At 54.5% G+C, this 19,659-nt stretch carries 14 protein-coding genes and 1 pseudogene; 3 read left to right on the top strand and 12 right to left on the bottom strand.

The window, feature by feature from the left end; genetic code table 11:
* Nucleotides 1-128: 128 nt before the first annotated feature.
* From HNV11_RS23985 to HNV11_RS13760, 3 genes and pseudogenes are all read left to right on the top strand, one after another.
* Nucleotides 129-254 (top strand): annotated as a pseudogene (locus tag HNV11_RS23985) (glycoside hydrolase family 88 protein); the annotation flags it as partial.
* Nucleotides 251-2,875: a glycosyl hydrolase gene (locus HNV11_RS13765; RefSeq protein ID WP_171740212.1), complete on the top strand. Its 2,625-nt coding sequence runs from the start codon at nt 251-253 to the stop codon at nt 2,873-2,875. The pseudogene HNV11_RS23985 and the gene HNV11_RS13765, both read left to right, overlap by 4 nt.
* Nucleotides 2,876-3,022: 147 nt before the next feature.
* Nucleotides 3,023-3,457: a nuclear transport factor 2 family protein gene (locus HNV11_RS13760; RefSeq protein ID WP_171740211.1), complete on the top strand. Its 435-nt coding sequence runs from the start codon at nt 3,023-3,025 to the stop codon at nt 3,455-3,457.
* 151 nt (nt 3,458-3,608) lie between these two features.
* Here the strand turns inward: HNV11_RS13760 and HNV11_RS13755 are convergent, their stop codons facing one another.
* The 12 genes from HNV11_RS13755 to fbp form a co-directional block, all read right to left on the bottom strand.
* A complete protein-coding gene (locus HNV11_RS13755) occupies nt 3,609-4,289 on the bottom strand; it encodes a haloacid dehalogenase type II (RefSeq protein ID WP_171740210.1) in 681 nt (226 codons plus the stop codon).
* Between the two features lie 122 nt (nt 4,290-4,411).
* Nucleotides 4,412-5,500 carry a GntR family transcriptional regulator gene (locus HNV11_RS13750; RefSeq protein ID WP_171740209.1) on the bottom strand — a complete coding sequence of 363 codons (1,089 nt, stop codon included), beginning with the start codon at nt 5,498-5,500 and terminating at the stop codon, nt 4,412-4,414.
* Between the two features lie 241 nt (nt 5,501-5,741).
* On the bottom strand, nt 5,742-6,401 hold the full coding sequence (locus HNV11_RS13745; RefSeq protein WP_171740208.1) for a hypothetical protein: 660 nt from the start codon (nt 6,399-6,401) through the stop codon (nt 5,742-5,744).
* Nucleotides 6,402-6,695: 294 nt separating this feature from the next.
* Entirely contained in the window at nt 6,696-7,802 is a 1,107-nt protein-coding gene (locus tag HNV11_RS13740; protein ID WP_171740207.1) for a carboxylate-amine ligase, read from the bottom strand.
* 213 nt (nt 7,803-8,015) lie between these two features.
* Nucleotides 8,016-11,147 (bottom strand): efflux RND transporter permease subunit, encoded by a 3,132-nt coding sequence (locus HNV11_RS13735; protein ID WP_171740206.1) that lies wholly within the window; start codon nt 11,145-11,147, stop codon nt 8,016-8,018.
* A 70-nt stretch (nt 11,148-11,217) separates the two neighbouring features.
* Nucleotides 11,218-12,273, bottom strand: a complete 1,056-nt coding sequence (locus HNV11_RS13730; protein ID WP_171740205.1) for an efflux RND transporter periplasmic adaptor subunit — start codon at nt 12,271-12,273, stop codon at nt 11,218-11,220.
* Between the two features lie 20 nt (nt 12,274-12,293).
* The gene (locus tag HNV11_RS13725) at nt 12,294-13,640 is read right to left on the bottom strand and encodes a TolC family protein (RefSeq protein ID WP_171740204.1); all 1,347 of its coding nucleotides are present in this window, start codon (nt 13,638-13,640) and stop codon (nt 12,294-12,296) included.
* 59 nt (nt 13,641-13,699) lie between these two features.
* Nucleotides 13,700-14,176, bottom strand: a complete 477-nt coding sequence (locus tag HNV11_RS13720) for a MarR family winged helix-turn-helix transcriptional regulator (RefSeq protein WP_171740203.1) — start codon at nt 14,174-14,176, stop codon at nt 13,700-13,702.
* Between the two features lie 162 nt (nt 14,177-14,338).
* Nucleotides 14,339-15,496, bottom strand: a complete 1,158-nt coding sequence (locus HNV11_RS13715; RefSeq protein WP_171740202.1) for an esterase — start codon at nt 15,494-15,496, stop codon at nt 14,339-14,341.
* 203 nt (nt 15,497-15,699) lie between these two features.
* On the bottom strand, nt 15,700-15,999 hold the full coding sequence (locus tag HNV11_RS13710; protein ID WP_171740201.1) for a hypothetical protein: 300 nt from the start codon (nt 15,997-15,999) through the stop codon (nt 15,700-15,702).
* Nucleotides 16,000-16,146: 147 nt separating this feature from the next.
* Nucleotides 16,147-18,603: a glycoside hydrolase family 95 protein gene (locus tag HNV11_RS13705; RefSeq protein ID WP_171740200.1), complete on the bottom strand. Its 2,457-nt coding sequence runs from the start codon at nt 18,601-18,603 to the stop codon at nt 16,147-16,149.
* On the bottom strand, nt 18,600-19,646 hold the full coding sequence (gene fbp / locus HNV11_RS13700; RefSeq protein WP_171740199.1) for a class 1 fructose-bisphosphatase: 1,047 nt from the start codon (nt 19,644-19,646) through the stop codon (nt 18,600-18,602). Before fbp ends, HNV11_RS13705 begins: the two co-directional genes overlap by 4 nt.
* Between the last annotated feature and the right edge of the window lie 13 nt (nt 19,647-19,659).

The following is a 19,659-nucleotide window of genomic DNA, read 5'->3' as shown; positions in this document are numbered from 1 at the left end:
ATACCGACGCATGAAAATAGCCATTGGCGCGGTACTCATGCTGACCGCCTGCCTGACCGTAGCCGCCAGACCATCGATGCCAACCCTGCACACCCATCGACAACAAGGTGAAGCGTGATCAGGTAGACGTTCTGGGAACGGGCAAAGAGCCCAAAGACGGTCAGCCGGTTACGTATGACAGCAAGCCGAATTGTGAAGATTATGGCCCTGGTTGCTTTCTGCTGGCGGGCAGTGAATTATATAAATTCAAATGAAAAAACGTTTCCTGTTTACCCTTTTGCTCATCAGCGGCATTGCGGCCGCACAGCCTGCCATACGAACGACTTCTCAACAGGCAAAGCCCTGGACATACTGGTGGTGGATGGGCAGTGCCGTCAATGAAAAAGACATAACGCATCAACTGGAGCAGTTTGCCCAGGCCGGGCTGGGGGGGGTCCATATCATCCCGATCTACGGCGTTAAGGGGTATGAGTCGCAGTTCATTCCGTTTCTGAGCGATCGCTGGCTGGCAGTCTTTGCGCACACGGTTCGGGAGGGGGAGCGGCTGGGCATGGGCGTAGATCTGACGACCGGCACGGGCTGGCCTTTCGGCGGACCGAACGTAACGCCCGATATAGCTGCCAAAGCGTGGCAGGTTCAGAAAGATCAGCTGGTTACCAGGCCGACGCGGCAACAGGTAAAACGGGCTGGGCCGGGTGGACAGGGCCCCGTAGTCGATTATTTTAGTAAGGCAGCTATGGAGCAGTATCTAAAGCGGTTCGATTCGACGCTGATCCATCTGCCGATGCGGCCCCGCGCGGTTTATAATGACTCCTACGAAGTATACGGCGCCAATTGGACGGATAATTTTCTAAACGAATTCCGGAATCGACGCAGCTACGATCTGGCCAGTCAACTGACTGCTTTTTTGGATACCAGTCAGACCGAACAAAGTATCCTTGTCCATCAGGACTATCACCAGACGCTGGCGGAGTTGCTGCGCGACGGGTTTACCCAGACCTGGGCCGACTGGGCACGTAAAGCGGGCTATCTGACCCGGAATCAGGCGCATGGCTCGCCCGGAAACCTCATTGACCTGTACGCCCGCGTTGATATTCCTGAAACGGAATCGTTCGGCTCCAGCCGTTATCCTATTCCCGGTTTGCGGGTTGATAAGGGTTACGAGGTGGAGCGCTTCGGAACCCCGAACCCGCTGGCGATGAAGTTTGCCTCGTCGGCGGCTAACCTGACCGGCAAACCATTGGTCAGTTCTGAATCCGGTACCTGGCTGGCCAATCATTTCCAGGTGTCGCTCTCGCAGCTAAAGCCGCAGTTTGACGAACTGTTCACTGCCGGAATTAACCACATTTTTTACCACGGCATTCCGTATTCGCCCCGGGCGGAGTCGTGGCCGGGCTGGCTGTTCTACGCGTCGACTAACTACGGCCCATCGTCGCATTTCTGGCCGCATTTGCCTCTGCTGAACCAGTATGTTGAACGCTGCCAGACGCGACTGCAGAACAGCCGGCCCGATAATGATGTGCTGGTTTACTTTCCCATTCATGACCTGTGGGCTACCCCGGCTAAATCGGAGGGACGCATTCACCAGCTGGAGGTGCATCACGTTGAACGCTGGCTGCTGCCTCAGCCCTATGGGCAACTAGGTGAGCAACTGCTGCAGCGCGGTTATTCGTTCGATGGTATTTCAGATGAGCTGCTAAACGGCCTGTCGATAACTAAACAGGGAATTCGAAGCGCAGGTGGAGCAACGTATCAGGTGATCCTGGTGCCGCGCACGACGTATATACCCGAAACGACGCTCCGACAGCTCGACAAACTGGCCCGGCAGGGCGCGCGGGTGGTTTTTGAGGGTGACCTGCCCCAGCAGGCAGCGGGCTTCCACGAACACCAGACACGCTCGGCGGAGGTGCAGCGGCTGGGTGAAAGTCTCAAGAAACAGCCTAGTGTAACGATCAGTGCCGACCCTTATGATGCCCTGAACCGCCTGGGTATCCGGGTAGAGCCGTGGGCCGCTCAGGGGCTATCGTTCATTCGCAAACGGAGGCCTGCCAGGCAGTCGGCCGATACGACTCAGTATTTTATCGCTAATCTTGGCAATCGGTATCATCAGAACTGGGTTACGCTCTCGGCGAAGGGTCATGTGAGCCGTTACGATCCACTGACGGGCCATACCGAAGTCCTACCGGTTCGGCAGGGGAAGAATGGTCAACCTGAGGTGTTTTTAGCGGTCGAGCCGGGACAGTCATGTTTCATCAACGTGGCACCGTCGACAGCTCACAAACCGGCTGGCAGACCGGTGAGTTCGGTTAGTCAGCAGCCGCAGAATTCCCGTTCGGAACCGGCTCTTGTGCTACAGGGACCGTGGCAGTTTCAGTTTGGTCCGGGCCGACCGGCGCTGATAGCCTCGGCCACTTTACCCACACTGGTCTCGTGGACAGCCCTGTCAGATTCGGCCGGTTATTTTTCCGGTATAGGCCGCTACACTACTATGTTCAATCTGCCCGCAGGGCAGTCGGCCGCACAGGCGTTTGTGCTCGACCTGGGCGACGTGCGGGAAGTAGCCGACGTACGACTCAACGGCCAGCTGCTCGGTACGGCATGGTGTTTGCCGTTTCGGCTCACTATTCCGGCTAATCGGCTGAAGCGAACGGGCAACCGGCTGGAGGTTGCTGTAACGAATCTGTCGGCTAACTACATGCGGCTGTACGACCGCCTGAATCCGAGCTGGAAGAAGTTCAACGATATCAATATCGTGGATATTCGTTACCGTCCGTTTGATGCCACGACCTGGGAAGCGATGCCATCGGGCCTGCTGGGGCCAGTTACGCTCAGGCCGGTTGCTTCAATGAGCGAAGGTCACGCCCTGGGTAGGTAAAACCAGGTTTTTTACGAATAAGCAGAGGACGTATAGTAGAAAGCAGGGCAGATGCCATTTTCAGATTAACACCGTCCGGTTTGCTTTGAAGCTGACCATCAATCAGCCGGGCGTGTAGCTCTACTGACTAAACCAACCGTTCATTTTATGAAGTATCTGACTAGTTTTCTTATCGCAGCTGTTTTGCTGGGCGGCTCCATAACCAGTGCTGTTGCTCAGAAAAACGAGAAAGGCGTGGCCGATGCCGTAGAACGGCTCCGCAAAGCCATGATTGACCCAACGGAGGTATCGCTACAGGCCATCGCTTCCGACAAGTTAAGTTATGGCCATTCGAGCGGAAAGATAGAGGACAAAGCTGAGTTTATCCGGGCACTGGTCAGTAACGAATCTGATTTCAAAACGATCGACCTGACGGAGCAGACGATCGCGCTGGTGGACAATACGGCTCTGGTCCGCCATAAGCTGTCGGCCGAAACCGCGAACAGCGGTACGCCGGGAACAGCCCGTCTGTCGGTGCTGCTGGTGTGGGTTTACCAGCAGGGTGGCTGGAAACTACTGGCCCGGCAGGCTGTGAAAATTTAAACCGGTGGGTCAAAGGGACTTCCTGCGTTGATCGCTTACATCCGGTTATCTTGCAAAGCGGCAGCCGGTGAATGAACATTATGTTCATTTACCGGCTGCCGCGGTTATAAATAGACTTTACCGACGTAAGGATCCGGAGCACACCAGGAGCTTAGTGGGCAATTAGCTGTCGGGCAATTGCCCCGACTGTATCCCCCGTGAGGGTGGCCGGAGTGGCTAATGGATAAACTGACTGGCCGTTTCGGGCAATAAAAGCAGTCTGCATACCAACCCGGGCAGCTCCGGCAATATCCCAGCCATGTGCAGCAACCATCATGGTTTCCTGGGGGCCGAGGCCTAGCCGGGATAAGGCAAGCTGGTACGTTTTAGGGCTGGGTTTGAATACCTGAACATCATCAACGGTCCATAACCCCTCAAAATAATGGCCTAGCCCTGTTTGCTGCATGTGCTGGCTAAGGCTGTCTCCGGGGGAGTTGGTCAGGGCGGCCAGCCGGAACCCGGCCTGCCTGAGTTGCTGTAGTCCATCTTCCACATCCGGATGCGGAGGTAAATGGGCCATTGTATGCAGTAACTGTTTTTGAACCTCTTCTGAGAGGGGTCGATTGAAAAACTCAGTAGTCATCTTCAGGACCGCTTCGCCAATCTGCGGGAAGGTGTGGTAAGAGCCGGAAACGGTGTCGACCAGTGAGTACTGCAGCATCAGCGAGAACCAGTAGGTAAAGGCAAACTCTGTGTCAAACGTTTCCAGAAATGCCTGCTTCACGGGGCTCATATCCAGCAGGGTTTCGTTAACATCGAACACAAGGGCCCGGGGGCGGGAAAAGACAGGCATGTTTCCGGAGAAGGTTATACGTGAAGGCTGCTACAAAGAATAACCCGACCGGTTCACTATCGTTCAGGAAATGCTGTAATTACTGATGAATGATCACTTCGCCGTAAAACGGTCGGGTAAACTCATAACGAGCCGCGCCGGATCATGTAAAACGGGTTTTTCACTTTAATCTGCTTATGGTCGAGCAGTAACGCGGCTGCTGTGTAGCCCATCGCTTCAAAGTCGGTCGTTACGACGGTGATGTTCAGCAGTTCCTTCAGCGTCGTTTCGTTGAACGAAATGATGCCGATTTCACGTCCCAGCAGATAGCTCGATTGTCGCACTTTCTTAACTAGTTCCGAAAGGTCCGTTTCTTCGATAACGACGTAAGCCGTACCGGGCTGAAGATGTTCGTTTAGCGCGTTCTCCTTAATAACAAACTCCTTCTGGTAGTTGATGCAGAACGACCGGAACCCATGCGCGATCTCGACGGGATAGTTGCCGTCGCCCGGTAAGACTAGCACCATTCGACTATATTTAGTTAACAGATCCTGAGCGGTTTCCAGTGCCTCACAGATGTCCTTGTCGAAATTCTGATAAACGCTCAGTGAATTGCCAGTTAGTTCGGGTACGTCTTTATCCAGCAAGACCAGCTCATTGGTCGGGATTGTTGCCAGCACCTTCAGATAATCGGCTTTATCGAGGTCCTGCGTAAAATGCGGCATCACGACGTAATAATTGTATTTGCCCAGGTTTTTTTCGATGATCTCCTGAAAGTGCTGCGCACTGTAGTGGTGAATCTGCAGATCGACGGTGGCCCGATCGCCGAGGGCTTTCAGGAAAGCATAGTAAATGATTTTCTTGTAGGAACTGAGTTTGTTGAAAACAAGCAGGATTTTCAGTTTGGCCGCATCATTGGCCTGCACGTAATAGCCCTTACCCTGCACCGACGTAATGTATCCCCGTTCCCGGAGTTCACGATAGGCTTTTTCAACGGTGTCGCGCGCCAGATAATATTCAACGCTTAACTCGCTGATGGACGGTAACTGCGCTCCTTTTTTCAACACGCCCCGCTCAATATCGGTTATTACCGACTGAACAATCTGCTTATACTTCGGCGTCTTGTCTTTCGGGTTAAACTGAAGCTTATAGACAGAAGCAGACGGGTTATAATACATATCGACAAAGCTCTGTGGCTGACGGCGATGGTCAAATGATTGTTTATCGATCATAATTCGTGGCACAAGTCGCTTAAGCAAAGATCGAACGATAAGCCTGGGTTAGTAGAGAAATCTTATTTACTTAATTTTAGACAAAAGTAAGAAATTATTACATTTTAATCTGTGCTCCTGGACTGAAAAGCACGGCTGAACAGATGGTGGCTCTGGAAGTCGGGGAGCTGGTTACACATATAAAAAGCCGCACCCGGAAGGGTACGGCTTTTGGGTTACGTTCAGCGGATTGCGTATGAGCTTAGTTCATTTTTAAATTGAACTGGCCGTTCGTCAGAACGATTTTGTCGGTTTTGTCCTGCTTCTTATAGCCATTACCTTCGGGGTCAATTGAGGAGTCGTAGCCGGTGGTTTTGGTGATGACTTTATCTTCCATTTTGTTGATCAGCCGACCCATACCGCCAAAAACCGTTGCTGATCCTTTTTCTTTCCAGTAAGAGCCCGCCAGGGTGCTGTTGAACGTTGCTTCCAGGGCGCCATCTGCCCCTTTGGTGACCGTAATGGTTTCGTTGTTGTTCTGCGACTTACCCACGTGGTATTCCATCCGGGGTTCTTTGATTTCCTCAACGTACTTGATAATCGCGAGTCCTTTATAATTGCCCGACCCCTGAACGGTTTTCCAGTTGTCTTTGGTGTCGGGATTGTCGGCATCTACGATGAGGTAAGTACCTGGTTCAACCGTTTCTTTCTTGTCGTAACCACCCAGCCAGATACGGAGCGATTTGTCGGGCTTGATGGCATTGGCAGTTACCCACCAGTAATTACCGATCCGGATTCGGCGGGGCTGCGTTTTGTATTCTTTACCATCAATCTGAACGGAGAGCGAGTTTTCATTGGCGATCTGCCCGAATGTCGTGCTGACAACGGCAAACAAGAGGAAAAGAGAAGCGACTGCTTTCATGATACGGATTTGTTTTAACGCGAAAAAGGTTAGTTGGGAAAAGGCTTCTGGTTTGGCTATTAGCGCGTTAGTGTTGCGCTACTGGCTGCTTCAGACTACGATGTAAAAGTAGATTTAATTGCCTGATGGTAAAACGCGCAACCGGGCGAACAGGTAAAGACCGTGCCTGAATCGGCGAAAAGCAGGAATCAATTGAGTATCCGGTCGGGTGAGCAGCTCACCTTAGCTATGTAATTCCAAGTGTTGCGGGCAGGAAATTGCCTTCCGGGTAGTAGACCGTTGGGAAAGAGGTTGTTACCGGCCGGTCTCGGCGACGATAAGATCAACGACGTCTTCCAGGCTGCTGTTCCGGGCAAACGCGGCACGCTGGCGACTGGCTCCCGTGCCCCGCTTCAGCACTTCCCGTACCAGCGCAGAGATTTCGTCCCATTCGCCGTATTCTTCCAGCGCCGGCCGCACATAGGTCAAGAATTTCTCGATCAGGGCGGGTGCCGGTATCGCCTGCCTTTCCTGCGTATAGAACAGCTTTTCGTCAAGGCCGAAGCGGGCAGCCTGCCACTTGGCGGCCCACAAAATTTCGGGCCGGACGTGGGTAATTTCGACGTAACGCTCGGCTTCCAGGGCGCAGGTTCTCGCCAGTGCACGCACCAGCCCCGCAATCATAACGGCTTCGTTGACCGTCAGACATACATCCGTAACCCGGAACTCCAGCGTTTCGTAGTGGGAGGAAGGACGAATATCCCAATAGATCTTACTGGCATCGGAGATGCTGCCTACGGCCACTAAATCATCCACGAGCCGGTCGTAGTCCGAGCGGGAACTGAACACGTGCGGAGTGCCCGACATGGGCCAGCGCCCCCAGATTTCCGTGCGGAAGCTGGCGTAGCCGGTGTCGGTTCCCAGCCAGAAGGGCGAGTTGCAGGCCAGTGCCAGCAGCGGAGCCAGCCACGGCCGGGCGCGGTTCATAACCTGAATGGCAATCTCGCGGTCGGGTATGCCCACGTGCACGTGACAGCCGAAGATGAGCTGCTCCCGTACCAGTTGCTGATAGTCGGTTGCCAGTTCGGTGTAGCGCTCCTTAGGCGTCAGCTTTTGCTTGTCCCAGTGCGAGAAGGGGTGGGTGCCGGCCGCGGCAATGCGGCTGCCTTCCCGTTCGGCAGCGGCTATCAGTTCACTGCGTAAATGCTGAAGTTCGGTCCGGACCTCGGTCAGCGACCGGCAAACAGAGGTGCCAATTTCAATCTGCGACAGGTAGAGTTCCTGCGTTACCTGATCGCCCACAGCGGCTCGTGCTTTGGATAGAATCGACTGAGCGCGGGAACGCAGCTCACGGGTCTGCGGGTGAATGATCTGGTATTCTTCTTCAACCCCGATGGTGAAATCTTCTTTCTGAATGGACACAGGACAGATTTTGTATAGAATGCTGAAGAAATTACCAGCCGTTTTAACAGGACAGAGGTCGGATATAGAATAGCTCTTTTTCTCTAACCAGAATTCGGGCAGGGTGTCCCGGAATTTTTTCAGATATAGACCGATTCTCCGGTCGTTCAGGCGTAAAACGCAAAAAGCCTGCTCAACAGCAGGCTTTTTGCAAAAAAACTATACATCTCTGGCTTAGCTGATCGCTTTGGCCACTTCGAGTTCCTGCGGCTTTTTCGGCTGGGTTTTCTTACCCGTAAAGCGTGCGATGATCCGGTCAACGACCAGGTACACCGACGGCACTACCAGCAGCGTCAGCAGCAGCGAGCTGCTCAGACCACCGATGATCACCCAGGCCATGCCATTCTTTACTTCGGCACCGGCACCGCTGGCCAGGGCAATCGGCAGCATACCGACAATCATCGCCAGCGTCGTCATCAGGATCGGGCGGAGACGTTCCTTACCGGCTTCGATCAGGGCTTCGACCACGGGCATTCCCTCGGCTTTAAGCTGGTTCGTAAAGTCTACGATCAGAATGGCGTTCTTGGCTACCAGACCGAGCAGCATAATCAGACCCACAATCGAGAAGACCGTCAGACTCTGCATCGACAGGGCGAGGGCGAGCAGGGCACCCACCAGGGCGACCGGAATAGAGAACAGAACGACGAACGGATACACCACACTTTCGTACAGAGCCACCATGATGAAGTACACCAGCAGAATACCCAGAATCAGGGCCTGGCCCAGACTGCCGAAAGCGTCGGACTGCTGCTGCAGCTGACCGAGGTAATCAATCGTGATGCCTTCGGGCAGTTTTACGTTCGCCATCTTAGCCTGAATGTCGGCACCAACCGAACCCGTCGGGCGACCCACAACCTGCGAGTTGACCGAGATAGCCGACAGCCGGTCAATCCGCTGCAGAACGCTTTCGCCCACCTGCTGCTCAACCTGTGCAAACTGCGACAGTTCAAACGAGTGGCCCTGGTTGTTGACGAACGTCAGGCGGCTGATGTCGGCTGGGTTTGAGCGGTCGAACCGGTCCAGACTGATCAGAATGTCGTACTCGTTGCCGTTCTCTTTAAACTTCGAGCGGTCATCGCCCCGGAACGCGGTTTGCAGCGCCTGACCTACCTCGGCGGCATTGATGCCCAACTGGGCCATGCGCTCACGGTTCAGACGGACACTGACTTCCGGCTTGGGATCTTTTACCGAATACTGAACGTCCTGCGTACCAGGTACCGACTGAACAACCTCTTTTACCTGAGCGGCTGCCTGCCGAATTGACACCAGATCCGTGCCTTTAATGGCGATCTGAATCGGTGCCTGCGTACCCCCGGCAATCGATACCGGGCTAACCGTTACGCGGACCCCCGGAATCTGGGCAATCTCCTGCTTGACGCGGCTGCCAAAATCTTCCGTTGATACATTCCGTTTTGCTTTGTCAACGAGTTTTACGTTCATGTCGGCAACGTTGCTGTTCGACGACGTAGCAATACCGCTGCTGGTGTAGCCTACGTTGGTGAAGACATTGGTCACCTCCGGGTGTTTGAGCAGCAGTTGTTCAACCCGCTGAGCCGTCTGGTTAGTCTGGTAAATAGAAGCCGTTGGTGCCAGTTCGATGCTGACGTTGAATTCACCCTGGTCGCTTTGCTGCATAAAGGCGGCTCCAACGAAGCCCATCGGCACTAAGGCAATCGAGCCGACGAACAGCACAATCACGGCGATGAATACCCACCGCTTGTGCCCCAGCGCAGCCGTCAGAATCCGGCCATAGGCTTCTTTCAGGGTATCCAGGAACCGCTCGAAGCCCAGGTTCAGCTTGCCCCAGAGCGATTTAGGGTTCAGAACTTCCAGCTTACCGAAGCGCGAAACCAGCAGGGGTGTCAGCGTAAACGACACGATGAGACTCATCAGGGTTGAAAAGACAACCACCAGCGAGAATTCGCGCAGGATGTTCCCGATCAGGCCGGAGGTCAGCGCCAACGGTACGAATACCACGATGTCAACCAGCGTAATGGCCAGCGCCGTGAAGCCAATCTCGTTCCGGCCGTCCAGAGCCGCCGTACGCTTGTCCTTGCCCATTTCCATGTGCCGGTTGATGTTCTCCAGCACCACAATCGAGTCGTCAACGAGGATACCGACAACGAGCGACAGGGCCATCAGGGTCATCAGGTTCAGCGAGAAGCCGAATACATACATCAGAATGAACGTCGGAATCATGGACGACGGCAGCGCTACCAGCACAAACAAGGACGAGCGGAAGCTATGCAGGAACATCAGCATGACAACCGATACGATCAGAACGGCCAGGAACAAATCATCTACCACGGCGTTGGCCGATGCCAGCGTATAGACCGACTGGTCGGATGCTACGTTGAATTTCAGACCGATGTTGGCGTACTGCTTTTCGATCCTGCTAATCCGTTCGCGCACCAGCTGGCTTACGTCAACGGCGTTGGCGTCAGACTGTTTCTGCACCTGCACCCCAATCGAAGGCTTAGCGTTGATGTGGTTGATGGCGGTGGCGTCGGCCGTACCATCCACTACTTCGGCTACGTCCCGCAGCAGAATCTGACCGCCATCGGCGCGCCGGGCAATGATCAGGCTGCGCAGTCGGTTCGTGGTCTCGACCGTGGCGTCGAAGCGAATCGAGTACTGGCTCTCCTGGGTTTTCAGCTGACCGGCCGGGTAGCTGGCATTGGCCAGGTTGATAGCCTGCGAGACCTGACCAATGGAAAGACTATAGGCCCGCAGTTTCTCCTGATCAACGTTCACCTGAATCTCCCGCTCCGTGCCACCGATGATGCTGATCTGGCCAACACCCGGTACGTTCGACAGTTGCGGCTTCAGTTTATCGTCAATCAGGTCATAAATCTGGGTAGGCGAGAGGTTCGCCGTAACGCCCATCCGCAGAACCGGCAGCTCGTCGGTCGAGAACTTGTTCAGCGTCGGCTTGTCGGCCTCATCGGGCAGCAGGTTAACAATCTGGTCAACCTTGCGCTGGGCATCCTGCTGCGCCTGATTGACGTCAATGCCGTTTTTCAGCTGAACAATGATAATCGAAGCGCTTTCCTGCGAGGTGGAATTGATCCGGTCCAGACCTTCCAGCGACGACAGTGCATCTTCAATGCGCTTGGTTACGTTCGTCTCAACTTCGTCGGCCGAGGCACCCCGGTAAACCGTCGAAACACTAATTACGTTGGCTTCAAACTTCGGCAGCAGGTTGTAGGACAACTGCTTATAGCTCAGGAAGCCAAACAGGACCAGTACGGTGAAGATAGTCGTCACCAGCAACGGTCGTTTTATGGCAATTTCGGTAATTGACATGGATATAAAGATTGAAAGAGCGGAAGGAGAACGAGCGCGTTGATCGCCACTCGTTTACTCGTTCGCCAGTTTATTTCGTCACCTGTACGGGCGCGCCGTCGCTGAGGTTGATCTGGCCGGTTGTTACGACCTGTTCGCCTGCCTGCAGGCCGCTGGTTACTTCGATGGTGTCGCCGAAGTCACGACCAACGCTGATCGGTCGCTGACGGACTTTACCACCGTCAATGACGTACACATAAGGCGTCTTGATGCTGGCTACCAGCGCCGAACGCGGAATCTGCAACGCCTGCTGATTCGATTTTTTCGAGAAGTCAACGTTCACGAACGTACCGGCTTTCAGGAGGCCGCCGTTGTTGAGCGTAATCTCAACCGGGTAGTTGTGTTCGTCGTTACCCTGCGGAGCGATATACGAGATCTGACCGTTGAAGATCCGGTTCGGAAACACGTCGGCCGTCACGCGAACCGGCTGACCTTCGCGCAGGGCGTACACGTCTTTCTCATTCACCAGAACCTGCACTTTCAGACGCGAAACGTCCAGAATCGTACCGAGCACCGTACCGGCATTTACATACTCGCCGGCTTCAATGTTTTTCTTGACGACCCGCCCGCTGATGGGGGCTTTTACGTTGGCATCCTGAATCTGCTTTTTGATCTGCTCGGCCTGGTTCAGGGCATTCTGGTAGTTATAGTTGGTCTCGTTGACCTGAATCTCGGTTGTGGCGTTGCCAGCGAGCAGCGTATTATACCGGTTTACGTCCTTCTTCAGTTTGTCGATGCTCAGCTGGGTAGCTTCCAGCGAAAGCTCTTTCAGCTTGCTGTCGACCGAAATCAATGTTGCGCCCTTGCTGACGGATGAGCCCAGGTCGAAATTCACCCGCGTTACCTTACCCGCTGCCGTAGCCATGATTTCGGCCTCTTTAAAGGGAATCAGGTTGCCGGTTTTGATCAGTTGCTGCGAAACCAGACCTTCCGATACGACCGCTGCCGTTACCGGAATAGCGATGTTGGTGTTGGTGGGGAGCTGGTTCTTCTCATCAATTTTCTTCTTGTTAGAAGCCAGTCGGAAGCCGATTAGTGATGAAACGGCCAGGAGCCCTACTATCACTAGGAGCGTCGTCTTTTTCATGTGTGTTCTGGTGATTAGCCTTACAATTGGTTGTAAAAATTGAGTAATGTACCCTGCGACTGTTCAAGGTCGAGCCGGGCCTGGTTGTAGTTCAGCAGCGAGTTGATATAATCGTTCTGCGCCTGCCGATAGGAGTTTTCGGCATTGACCAGATCCGTTAACGGCTTGGTGCCCTGCTTATATTGAAGCGTCGTAACGTCATAGACCTGCTGCGCCAGTTTCACGTTCCGCTCGTCGTTCTGCAGCGAACTCTGCGCGCGCTGCAACTGCGTCTGTGCGTTGTTGTACTGCAGTTGGTACGAGGCCACGTTCAGTTTCTGCTGCTCCTGCAGCGACTGAATATTCAGGGTTGACTGGCGAATCTGGGCGTCGCGCCGGAAGCCGTCGAAAATGGGAACCGACACCCGAAGCCCGATGCTTCCGAAGCCCGAGAATTTTTCCAGCGACTTGGCGTAGTTGTTACCAAGGGCCAGCGTACCGTAGCGGGCAGTGGCGCTCAGCTTGGGCAGATACCCGGCTTTGATCCGCTCGCGGTCGAGCTTCTGCAGCGTCAGGTTCGTTTCCGACAGTTGGAAATCCGTTAGGCTGCGGGCGTCGAAGGTGCCCGTATTGACGGTTGGTACCTGGGTCGTCAGCGTCGTGTCCGACAGGGCCAGCGCCTGGTTCTGCGGCATGCCCATCTGAAATTTCAGCCGGTTGAGTGCCAGCGACAGGTTGCTTTCGGCCAGGGCCAGCTGCGATTTCGCGCTGTTGTAGCTAACCTCCGTCCGATTGTAATCAACCGGCTGAATGACGCCATTGTCGCGTTGCAACTTCAGGATGTTCAACACCTGCTCGGTGCGGGCGATATTGTCTTTCAGCAGCGCAATCTGCTGCTCGGCTACAAACACCTGATAGTAATTGCTCGAAATAGCATAAATCACGTCCTCACGCGTCTGCCGAGTGTTCAGTTCGGCCTTCTGGGCGTTTGGCCTGGCGGCCTTAATGCCAATCAGCAGGGATTTGTCGTATAAAGTCTGATCCAGAGAAGCCGAAGCCGTCGTCTGGTATTTTGTACCAAACGCAACCCGGGTTGGCTCCGGACCAAAGATACCCGCCGGCAGGACAGTGGTCTGCAGTTTAATGTTATCATCAACCGTTCCCTGGGCGGTCACCTGCGGCAGATACCCGGCAACGGCTTCGCGCGCCTGCTGCGCAGCGATCTGGGTCTGGTTCTGCGCGATACGAACGGTACCATAGTTTTTCAGGCCGTAGTCCAGGCAGTCCTTCAGCTTCCAACCACCCGCAGGTTGACCGGGGGCTGGCTGCGCCCATCCCAGCAGGGGAAGAACGAGTGCTACTAAGCCAAGTGCAATTTTTCGTTTCATAAATCCAAATGTTGATAGGTCAACTGTGGACATATCAACTATTAAACCAAAAAAAGAGATTATTTATTCAGAACAGTGGAAATTTTTCGCATCGTGCTTAAAAACGCAGTGAGTTCGTCGGCAGTAAGCTGGCTGGTCACTTGTTTATCAATTTGTTCGGCGGTGGCAATCGCTTTATCGACTGCCAGCTTTCCGGCCGGTGTTAACTGGATCAGGTTCTTACGTCGGTCAATGCTATCCGAGATGATTCGGAGATAGCCGTTTCGTTCAAGGGTGCGAATGGAACGCTGTATCCCAGATTTATCCTTCTGGAGCATGTTCGCAATCTCCTGTTGAGATAATAGATCATCGCCCGAAAAATAGATGATGAACAGCACCGGGAATTGCTCAATCTGCAACGAGAAGCCTGCTTTGATCAGCTCCCGATTGGCCATTTTAGCCATTAGATGGCCGAGGTGGCTAATCATGAAGATCGACAGGCGACCCATCCGAGTGGAGAATTTTTCCTGTATATCCAGTTCTTTTTCTAAAGGCATGGCGCAAAGGTATGTCTTGTTGATATATCAACCAATATTCAAGCTAAAAAGTTTTTCAGTAGTTTAAGTTATATTTTATCCGGATAAGAAGAATCGGGATAGACTAACCGGCGTCTTTATTTACGGCGGGTATCGACCAAAAGCCGATACCCGCCCTGGAGCCTACCGAAACAGGTTGGGTGTGAACTCGTTGAGATACTGCCGCCAGTTGATCCAGGTGTGGCCCCCGTCGGTTTCTCTATATTGATACTTGATCTGGTGTTTATCGAGCAGGGCCAACGTCTTTTTGTTGGCGTCCATCACGAAATCGTCCTTACCAATTTCAATCCAGAACAGCTTTTTGCCCTTGTTGAAGTTTGCATCCTGCAAGCCCCGGGCGTAGGTCGTCTCGGCTTCATCAATGGAGGAGCCAAAAAAGCCCGAACTGAATACACCTACGTAATTAAACAGCTCCGGATGCCCAAGCGTCAGGTCAAGGGTCTGAAAGCCACCCATCGACAAACCGGCAATGGCGCGGTTTTCGCGGTTAGCCAGCGTCCGGTAGCTTTTCTCCACCAGGGGCATAACGTCTTTGAGCAGTTCGTCGGCAAACAGTGTCCGCATCCGGGACATTGCCTGACTTTGATTGGGCGCGCCCGTTGTGCTTGGTGGAGGCATACTGCCGTTGGGCATAACCACAATCATGGGTTTGGCCTTCCCGGCTGCGATCAGGTTGTCGAGGATAAAGCCTGCCCGACCAATGGTGTTCCAGCCCGAATCATCATCGCCCCCGCCGTGCAGGAGATAGAAGACGGGGTATTTCGCACTGCTTTTTTCGTAGCCCGGCGGTGTGTACACATGCATCCGGCGCGGCATTCCCAGCGTGCCGGACTGATACCAGACCTGCCGCACTTCGCCGTGGGGTACGGGTCTGTTGTCCTCGAAGGCCGTTTCGTTACCAGTTACGACCATCACGTTTTCCAGGCTGCTGATTCCCTGCTTGATAGTCGGGTTCTTTGGATCTGCCGTCCGCACACCATCTACGGTCAGCGTGTACGTATAATAATCGGGTTTGAGCGGTTCGGTCGTTACGGACCAAACGCCCTGCTCATTCTTAGTAAGGCTGAGCGGTTTAGCCCCGCCCAGAAAATCGCCGGAGACCATCACTTCGCTGGCTTTGGGCGCGAAGATTTTAATGGCGACCCGATTGCCGGGCAGAACCTGGGGTGTTTTAAGCGTGTCGTTGGGTGTTGGCTGCCGTTGAGGCATCTGGGCCAAAGCCTGTGAACTGATTGCGACGGCTGCCACCAGCAACCGGCCTGCGGTACGGAAACGGAACATAAGCGGAGAGGGATATAGGATGATGCTATACAAAGAAGGCTTTACGTAAAAAATACCTAAAGCCCAAACCGCTTACTGCTGAATCAAACAGTCGCCCCATTCATTACGCTTGTTTAGTAATGAATAGGGCGACTGAAATAGAGACGTAATCAGGCTACAGACCGACAGGTAACGTGGCTATGCCTTACCGAACGTAATAGCCGCTAATTTTTCAACGTATCTTTTTTGGCTTTACCGAGGGGTATCGCTACACCGAAAGCCCTCGGGTCGCTGGGGGGCGTTGTCTTTACGTCACCTTTGCCCAGAGTGCCCTGCGGGAGCGCATTGGGCCGGGGCGACGACTGCATCAGTGTACCGGGTGCGGATATAGGCGAATTGATACCCGGTGTCAACACCGGCGGATTGGGCGTCTGACCGCTCCGTACGGTACGGGCCGAATCAATCTGTGCGAAGCAGACCGACCCGCTCAAACATAAAAACAGGGAAAACAGAATAGGACGCATGTCGAAGATTGTTTGTCGAGAGATCCGATCAAAGTAGAGTTACTCAGTCGGCTATCTGTTCAACTCGCTTCGGGCCGAAACGGTTTAGCTAAATCCGTCTAAACGGTTTCGGCCGGTTCCTATCCTGTTATATTCGCTCAATGGGACTTACGGGCGGAAGGTGTATGTTTTCCCCGCTACGGTCGGCAGATCATACATTTGCGTTTGAGCCAGCCTGAGCGGTTGCACCTGCGCTTTTGGTGAAATCAGCGGCTGTTTTATGTCGGGCTGCTGATAAAAGGGATTAGAATTTGTTCCCGTAGCTGTTACCAGACGAGCCTCGCCAGTCGCCCGGATGGGCTGGTTGACCCGAATCCGGCAGTTGCCGCCCAACGTTGACCGAACGACCAGCCGATCAATCTTACCCTCTTTCCAGTCCATGTCAACCACAAACCCGCCCCGCGCCCGCAGTCCCCTGACCTGGCCGTTGGGCCACTGGTCGGGCAGGGCGGGCAGAATATGCAGGGTACCGTCGTGGCTCTGGAGCAGCATCTCGGCGATGCCGGCCGTGCAGCCGAAATTACCGTCGATCTGAAAGGGCGGGTGGGCATCCAGCATATTTGGGTACGTGCCTCCGCCCTGACCACCCTGCTCGGTGACGATGTGTAACTGGTTAGTCAGGAGCTTATAGGCGTGGTTGCCGTCGAGGAGCCGGGCCCAGAGGTTCACTTTCCAGCCCATCGACCAGCCCGTTGATGGATCACCCCGGTAAATCAGCGAGTGTCGGGCCGCGTTGAACAACTCCGGCGTGCGGGTAGGCGAAATCTGGTTGCTGGGGTACAGACCGTACAGATGCGAAACGTGCCGGTGTTTGTCGTTGGGGTCATCCCAGTCGCCTAGCCATTCCTGCAACTGACTGTGCTGTCCGATCTGCATGGGCGCCAGTCGGGCCTGCATCGTTTGTAAGCTATCGGCAAACGCCCGGTCGGTGTTCAGGGCCCGGGCCGCCTGCCGGGTTTTGTCGAACAGATCAAACACCAGTTGATTATCCATAGTGGCACCCGCCGTTACCGATACGTTGGGTTTCGTACGGATATAGGCATTCTCGGGCGAAATAGACGGCGCGACGACCAACCACTTGTTCGAAGGTTCCTCCTGCAGCGCATCCACAAAATACTGGGCGGCTCCCTTCAGAATCGGATAGTATTCGGCCAGAAAACCTTTGTTGCCCGTAAAAAGGTAATGTTCCCAGAGGTGCTGGCTCAGCCAGGCTCCGCCCATAGGCCATAACCCATAAAAAGCCGGGTCGACAGTACCCGTAATCCGGAACAGGTCGGTATTGTGGTGCAGCATCCAGCCCCGCGCGCCATACATCGTCCGGGCGCTCTCCTGACCCGTCACCGACAGGTCTTTGAGCATCCGGAACAGCGGTTCGTGCATCTCGGGCAGACCCGTCGATTCGGCGGGCCAGTAGTTCATTTCGGTATTGATGTTGACGGTGTATTTGCTGTCCCAGGGGCCTTTAAGCTCGCCGTTCCAGATGCCCTGCAGGTTGGCGGGCTGGGTGCCCGGCTGCGACGAGCTGATGAGCAGATACCGGCCAAACTGGAAATACAGGGCCGCCAGATGCGGGTCATTCGTGCGGGCAAACTGGTCAATCCGGACATCGGTGGGCTGTTTGACGGCCTCGGTTGCACCAAGATTGAGGCTGACCCGGTCAAAATACCGTTTGTAAGCCGCTACGTGCGCCGTTAGTGCGGCTTCGTATGGTTTGCTGCTCTGTTTGATGTAATTATCCGCGCGTTTGGCTGGGTCTGCGCTCAGGTCGTGATAATTGACAAAGTTGGTCGCCATCGAGACGTAAATCGTAGCGGCATTGGCATTCTGGATCGACAGCGTACTATCGGTGGTGGTCTGCGTACCGCCTTCGTTACGGGCAAGAACATGCGCCTGAAAGCGAACCTGGGGGGCCTGACCTTCGTGATTGCTGCCTTGTCCAGATAAGAGTAACCGGCCGTTTTTCGTTTGCAGTCCAGTCATCAGGGGACTGTTCAGGCTGATCTGTCCGGAAATCTTACCGGGCTTGTCGGCCGTCAGGCGAATAACCAGAAGCTGGTCGGGAAAGGACGTAAACAGCTCGCGTTTATACGTCACGCCGTCGACCTGATACCGCACCGACGCGACGGCCCGCTCAATGTCCAGATCGCGGTAGTATTGGGTAGCCCGCTCGTGGCCGGGTAACGTAATGAGCAGATCACCAACGAGCTGGTAAGGCATACCGCTGTTGCCGTAGGGCTTCATCTGCTGGTCGGCCAGGACCTGCGCTTCCTGATATTTACCCGCAAAGAGCAGCCTCCGAATTTCGGCAATAACGGGCTTTGCATTCGGGTTTACGTTGTTATTGGGGCCGCCTGCCCAAACCGTTTCTTCATTGAGCTGCAATCGTTCGTGGCCGGGCTGGCCAAAAATCATGGCGCCGATACGTCCGTTACCAATGGGAAGGGCCTCGTTCCAGTTGGCCGCCGGGCGGTTATACCACAACACCAGCGGTTGGGCAAAAGCCCAGGAAGAAAGCAGCAGGAGGCAGAAGCCAAAAAGATGGTTTAAGGGGAAGCGGGTAGTCATTTAGGTAAAACGCTGTTGGTTAGGCCGGGTTGCAAATGGTCCATCAGACTCTGAACCATGGCCGGAGCGCCAATGTATAATGGGGTTCGCTGATGCAGGTCATGCGGTTCAATGTCCAGAACAGACTGCTGACCATCGGTGGCCCGGCAGCCGGCCCGTTCGGCAATAAACGCCAGGGGATAGGCTTCGTACAGCAGCCGGAGTTTGCCCTGCGGGTTTTTGGTGGTTGGCGGATACAGATAGATGCCGCCTTTCAGCAGGTTCCGGTGGAAGTCGGCGACCAGCGAACCAATGTAGCGAGCGGTGTAGTGCTGCTGCTGACAATGGGTAAGATATTCCTGCACCCGAATGTCATATTGATTCCGGTTGCCTTCGTTGCAGGAATAGATTGTGCCCGTCGCGGGTGTTCGGAGGTCAGCGTGCGAGAGCAGATACTCGCCAATGGAATAATCGTACGTAAACGCATTGACGCTGTGGCCGGTCGTATAGACCATGATCGTTGACGAACCGTAGAGGATATAGCCCGCGGCAACCTGTTCATGGCCACCCTGCAGAAAATCGTCGATCGTAGGCTGGCTGCCGATGGGCGTTACCCGGCGATAGATCGAGAAAATGGTGCCTATCGATACGTTAACGTCGATGTTGGAGGAGCCATCCAGCGGGTCCATAGCCACGACGTATTTCCCCTGATTGTTGCCTGTCAGAATAATGTCCTCCTCTTCTTCGGAGATAATGGCGCATACTTCGCCCCCGTTGGTCAGCGCGCGCTTGAACCGAATGTTGGCGATGACATCCAGTTTTTGCTGACTTTCGCCCTGCACATTCTCGCTGCCCATGCCGCCCGTCAAATCGATCAGTCCCGCCCGGTTAACCTCCCGGTTGATGATTTTTCCGGCTAAGGCAACGTCGCGCAGAAGCTGGGACAATTCGCCGGTAGCATAGGCAAATGCACTCTGCCGCTGCATGATATACCGGTCCAGGGTGGTGCCGACGGGCTGGGCCAGCGGATGCAGGGTGTCGTCGTGGGGGCGGTTGATGGCCATGGGGGAATGGGTT

The organism is Spirosoma taeanense, assembly GCF_013127955.1.
Taxonomy (GTDB): Bacteria; Bacteroidota; Bacteroidia; order Cytophagales; family Spirosomataceae; genus Spirosoma; species Spirosoma taeanense.
This window is presented reverse-complemented; position numbering and strand designations above follow the sequence as displayed.